The organism is Pseudomonas sp. CM25 (assembly GCF_013179705.1).
Lineage (GTDB): Bacteria > Pseudomonadota > Gammaproteobacteria > Pseudomonadales > Pseudomonadaceae > Aquipseudomonas.
In genome coordinates this window covers 1-5,480 of sequence record NZ_JABMCW010000343.1, presented here as the reverse complement: position 1 = coordinate 5,480, position 5,480 = coordinate 1, and the positions used below count along the sequence as shown (strand labels likewise).

At 58.6% G+C, this 5,480-nt stretch carries 7 protein-coding genes; 6 read left to right on the top strand and 1 reads right to left on the bottom strand.

What is annotated here, in order from left to right:
* The 6 genes from HP546_RS25005 to msrQ all read left to right on the top strand — a co-directional run.
* On the top strand, positions 1–818 hold an 818-nt coding region (locus tag HP546_RS25005; RefSeq protein ID WP_256678531.1), incomplete at its 5' end, for a thiamine pyrophosphate-dependent enzyme.
* 1 nt (position 819) lies between these two features.
* On the top strand, positions 820–1,311 hold the full coding sequence (ilvN, locus tag HP546_RS25000) for an acetolactate synthase small subunit (RefSeq protein WP_003250040.1): 492 nt from the start codon (positions 820–822) through the stop codon (positions 1,309–1,311).
* A gap of 55 nt (positions 1,312–1,366) precedes the next feature.
* The gene (gene ilvC, locus HP546_RS24995; protein WP_172230917.1) at positions 1,367–2,383 is read left to right on the top strand and encodes a ketol-acid reductoisomerase; all 1,017 of its coding nucleotides are present in this window, start codon (positions 1,367–1,369) and stop codon (positions 2,381–2,383) included.
* 150 nt (positions 2,384–2,533) lie between these two features.
* Positions 2,534–3,385, top strand: coding sequence for a CDP-diacylglycerol--serine O-phosphatidyltransferase (gene pssA, locus HP546_RS24990; protein ID WP_172230914.1), 852 nt, complete (start codon positions 2,534–2,536; stop codon positions 3,383–3,385).
* A gap of 78 nt (positions 3,386–3,463) precedes the next feature.
* On the top strand, positions 3,464–4,477 hold the full coding sequence (gene msrP, locus HP546_RS24985; protein WP_172230911.1) for a protein-methionine-sulfoxide reductase catalytic subunit MsrP: 1,014 nt from the start codon (positions 3,464–3,466) through the stop codon (positions 4,475–4,477).
* Positions 4,477–5,088: a protein-methionine-sulfoxide reductase heme-binding subunit MsrQ gene (msrQ, locus tag HP546_RS24980; RefSeq protein WP_172230908.1), complete on the top strand. Its 612-nt coding sequence runs from the start codon at positions 4,477–4,479 to the stop codon at positions 5,086–5,088. Before msrP ends, msrQ begins: the two co-directional genes overlap by 1 nt.
* Before the next feature lie 117 nt (positions 5,089–5,205).
* On the opposite strand, the gene HP546_RS31155 is transcribed toward msrQ, so the two are convergent.
* A partial coding sequence (locus tag HP546_RS31155; RefSeq protein WP_218584604.1) for a hypothetical protein occupies positions 5,206–5,480 on the bottom strand: 275 nt, incomplete at its 5' end.

Here is a 5,480-nt window from a genome sequence, read left to right as displayed (position 1 = left end):
TCGACATCGACCCGGCGTCGATCTCCAAGATGATCAAGGCCGACGTGCCAATCGTAGGTCCGGTCGACAGCGTGCTCGGCGAAATGCTCGGCATCCTCAAGGAAATCGGCGAGCAGCCTGAAAAGGCGGCGCTGGATGCCTGGTGGAAGCAGATCGACGAATGGCGTGGCGATGGCGAGATGTTCCCTTACGACAAGGGCGACGGCAACGTCATCAAGCCGCAGAAAGTCATCGAAACCCTGTGCGAAGTGACTCATGGCGATGCTTTTGTCACCTCCGACGTGGGCCAGCACCAGATGTTCGCGGCGCAGTACTACCGCTTCAACAAGCCGAACCGCTGGATCAACTCCGGTGGCCTGGGCACCATGGGCTTCGGCTTCCCGGCGGCGATGGGCGTAAAGCTCAGCTTCCCCGACCAGGACGTGGCCTGCGTGACCGGCGAAGGCAGTATCCAGATGAACATCCAGGAACTGTCCACCTGCATGCAGTACGGCCTGCCGGTGAAAATCGTCAACCTGAACAACGGTGTGTTGGGTATGGTCCGCCAGTGGCAGGACATGGCCTACAACGGTCGTCACTCGCACTCGTACGTCGAGTCGCTGCCTGACTTCATCAAGCTGGCCGAGGCCTATGGCCATGTGGGTATCCGCATCACCAGCCTGAAGGACCTCAAGCCGAAGCTGGAAGAAGCATTTGCGATGAAGGACCGCCTGGTGTTCATCGACATCGCGGTTGACCGCAGTGAGCATGTCTATCCGATGCAGATCAAGGATGGCTCGATGCGTGACATGTGGCTGAGCAAGACGGAGCGTACCTGATATGCGGCACATCATTTCCCTGCTGCTGGAAAACGAACCTGGTGCGTTGTCCCGTGTGGTCGGCCTGTTCTCCCAGCGCAACTACAACATTGAAAGCCTGACCGTGGCGCCGACCGAAGACCCGACCCTGTCGCGTCTGACGCTGACCACAGTTGGCCATGACGAGGTGATCGAACAGATCACCAAGAACCTGAACAAGCTGGTTGAAGTGGTCAAGCTTGTCGACCTGTCGGAGAGCGCTCACATCGAGCGTGAACTGATGTTGGTCAAGGTCAAGGCCACCGGTGCCCAGCGTGCCGAGATCAAGCGCACCACGGACATCTTCCGTGGCCAGATCGTCGACGTTACCGCCAGCGTGTACACCGTGCAGCTGAGTGGTACCAGCGACAAACTGGACAGCTTCATCCAGGCGATCGGCACTGCATCGATTCTCGAAACCGTGCGCAGCGGCGTTACCGGCATTGCCCGTGGCGACAAAGTGCTCAGCATCTAAATTCAAAAATTAGCGATGGCTCCGCAGGGGCCGAGATATAACCAGGGGTATTTTCATGAAAGTTTTCTACGATAAAGACTGCGACCTTTCCATCATCCAGGGTAAGAAAGTCGCCATCATCGGTTACGGCTCCCAGGGCCACGCTCAGGCGTGCAACCTGAAAGACTCCGGTGTAGACGTTACTGTCGGTCTGCGTAAAGGTTCGGCTACTGTTGCCAAGGCTGAAGCCCACGGCCTGAAAGTTGCCGACGTTGCCTCCGCCGTCGCTGCCGCCGACCTGGTCATGATCCTGACCCCGGACGAGTTCCAGGGCGCTCTGTACAAGAACGAGATCGAACCGAACATCAAGAAGGGCGCTACCCTGGCCTTCTCCCACGGCTTCTCGATCCACTACAACCAGGTTGTTCCGCGTGCCGACCTCGACGTGATCATGATCGCGCCGAAAGCCCCGGGCCACACTGTTCGCTCCGAGTTCGTCAAAGGCGGCGGCATCCCTGACCTGATCGCCATCTACCAGGACGCCTCGGGCAACGCCAAGAACGTCGCCCTGTCCTACGCCGCTGGCGTCGGTGGCGGCCGTACCGGCATCATCGAAACCACCTTCAAGGACGAGACCGAAACCGACCTGTTCGGTGAGCAGGCTGTTCTGTGTGGCGGTACCGTCGAGCTGGTCAAAGCCGGTTTCGAAACCCTGGTTGAAGCTGGCTACGCGCCGGAAATGGCCTACTTCGAGTGCCTGCACGAGCTGAAGCTGATCGTTGACCTCATGTACGAAGGCGGCATCGCCAACATGAACTACTCGATCTCCAACAATGCCGAGTACGGTGAGTACGTTACCGGTCCGGAAGTCATCAACGAAGAATCCCGCAAGGCCATGCGCAACGCTCTGAAGCGCATCCAGGACGGCGAGTACGCGAAGATGTTCATCTCCGAAGGTGCTACCAACTACCCATCGATGACTGCCAAGCGCCGCAACAACGCTTCGCACGGCATCGAGATCATCGGCGAGCAACTGCGCTCGATGATGCCTTGGATCTCGGCGAACAAAATCGTCGACAAAGCCAAGAACTAAGTTTTATCGCATCATGAAAAACGCGGCTTCGGCCGCGTTTTTTCGTTCTGGCAGTCAGCTTCTGGTATAAAGCAGACCAGTGGCCTGCTGTCAGAACCTGTTTCGCCGGCCCGTGTCGAACATTTTCCATCCTGTTGCAAGGTACCCTCCATGAGCGAACGTCCCGAAGAGCCGAACAAGCCCTCCGACGCCGAAAGCCTGCTACCTGTCGATGAGCACGTTGAAGAAGGGCATGACGCGGAAGGTCGCAAGGTGCGCCACCGCGGCATCTACCTGCTGCCCAACCTGTTCACCACCGCCAACCTGTTTGCCGGCTTTTATTCCATCATCAACTCCATGAGCGCGCAGAGCGCCCTGAGTGCGGGTGACCCGCGCGAGGCGAGCAAGTACTTCGCCTTTGCCGCCATCGCCATCTTCGTGGCCATGGTGCTCGACGGCCTGGATGGCCGCGTTGCGCGGATGACCAATACCCAGAGTGCCTTCGGCGCCGAGTACGACTCGCTGTCGGATATGGTCGCCTTTGGCGTGGCCCCGGCGTTACTGGCATTTGGCTGGGCACTGGGTGACATGGGCAAGGTCGGCTGGATGGTCGCCTTCATCTATGTAGCCGGTGCGGCACTGCGCCTGGCCCGGTTCAATACCCAGGTCGGCACCGCCGACAAGCGCTACTTCATCGGCCTGGCCAGCCCGGCTGCTGCGGGTGTGGTGGCCGGTACCGTATGGGCGTTCAGTGACTACGGCATCCAGGGCTCCAAGCTGTCGTTCCTGGTGGCGTTGCTGGTGGCTGCTGCCGGCATGCTGATGGTCAGCAACATCAAGTACAACAGCTTCAAGGAGCTTGACCTGAAGGGCCGTGTGCCGTTCGTGGCGATCCTTGCCGTGGTGCTGGTGTTTGCGGTGGTGTTCAGCGATCCGCCGCGTATCCTGCTGCTGATCTTCCTCGCCTATGCAGCGTCGGGCCCTGTCCAGTTCCTGCTCAAGGCCCGCCGGCGTAAAGGGTGACAAACATTTAATGCTGGAATAACCCTCCGGCTCCATAGTCTTACTGGTATACCCTTTACCAGTGCTATGGAGCCGACCATGCTCATCAAGCTTCCCAGGTCTTCCGAGTGCAAGGCGTCGGAGATCACCCCCGAAGGCATTTACCTTTCCCGTCGCACCTTGCTGGGTGGCGCCATGGCTGGCCTTGCCCTGGGTTCACTGCCAGGCAGGGTGAGTGCAGCCGAAGCCTCCCGCTATGCCGATGTACAGGCCGGTACTCCGCCAAGCTGGTTCACCGACAAACTTGCAGCCACGCGCTGGCAAGCGGTAACAGTGAAGGACGAAGCGATCACGCCGTTCAAGGATGCTACCCACTACAACAACTTCTATGAGTTCGGGCCTGACAAGGGCGATCCGGCGGCCAATGGCGGCAGCCTCAAGACCGAGCCCTGGTCGGTGGTGGTGGATGGAGAAGTCGGCAAGCCTGGGCGCTATGCGCTTGAGGACTTCGTCAAACCCTACCAGCTTGAAGAACGCATCTACCGACTGCGCTGTGTCGAAGCCTGGTCGATGGTCATTCCCTGGCTGGGTATTCCCTTGGCGCAGGTGCTCAAGCAGGTTGAGCCCACCTCCAATGCGCGCTATGTGCGGTTCGAGACCTTGAAGGACCCAGAGCATATGCCTGGGCAGCGTTCGGGGTTCGCCCTGATCGACTGGCCTTATAGAGAGGGGTTGCGCCTGGACGAGGCGATGCATCCCTTGGCCATCCTGGCAGTGGGCATGTATGGCCGGGAGCTGGCCAATCAGAATGGCGCCCCATTGCGGCTGGTGGTGCCGTGGAAATATGGCTTCAAGAGCATCAAGTCTATCGTGCGCATCAGCCTGGTTGCCGAACAGCCTGGTACTACCTGGGAAGGGTTGGCGCCGGATGAATATGGTTTTTATGCCAACGTGAACCCGACAGTCGATCACCCTCGCTGGAGCCAGGCGCGTGAGCGTCGGCTGCCCAGCGGGTTGTTCAGCCCGAATGTGCGTGAGACACAGATGTTCAATGGCTACGCCGATGAGGTGGCGTCGCTGTATGCCGGGCTTGATCTGCGGAAGAACTACTGATGCGCTATCCCTGGTTTCGCCTGGCCATCTTTGTTGTGGGGTGCCTGTTCCCGGCGTGGTGGTTATATGAGGCTGCGATGAATCTGCTCGGGCCGGATCCTGGGAAGATCATCATGGACCGTCTTGGGCTTGGGGCGCTTACCTTTCTTTTGATTACCCTGAGCATGACCCCGCTGCAGAAGCTGACGGGATGGTCGGGCTGGGTCGTGGTGCGTCGGCAGCTGGGGCTGTGGGTGTTTGCCTATATCGTGCTGCATATCCTGGCCTACCTGTTCTTTATTCTCGGGCTGGACTGGGGGCAGTTGGCGGTGGAGTTGCGCAAGCGGCCTTACATAATAGTGGGGGCGCTGGGGTTCCTTGGGTTGCTGGCGTTGGCGGTTACCTCCAACCGGTATAGCCAGCGGCGTTTGGGGGCGCGGTGGAAGAAGCTGCACAGGCTGGTGTATGCGGTGTTGGGGTTGGGGTTACTGCATTTTTTGTGGATTGTTCGTTCGGATCTGCGGGAGTGGGCGATTTATGCGTTTATTGGGGTGGTGTTGATGGGGTTGAGGATTCCAGCGGTTTCGCGGGGGTTGGCAAGGTTGGTCAGGAAGCAGGGTAGGGCGGTTTGATGATGGGGTAGGTTGCGGGGTGCCTGTCTTGGGATCGAGTTGGGTTTGAAAGGTGCTCGCCTTTGTTTCTTTGGCGCCTATCAGATCGAGCGCTGAAGGGGTTGTGGCGAGCACCTGTTAGCCCTGATGCGGTCTTTTCCCCTTATATTTCACTTTCTTGAAATTAAAGGTTGACGCCCTTTCGAATCCCCTTATAATGCGCCCCACTTCCAGCGAAAACGGAACGACAAACTCCTTGAGATTCAACGAGTTAGGTGGTTCAGGCGATGCTGTAAGGGCTTCGATCGAAAGATCGGCAGCGGTGATAAAGGCAGTTGACAGCGGATTTAAACGCTGTATTATTCGCCTCCCGCTACGAGAGATCGCAGCGAGCCAAGTGTTTGAAGCTAAAC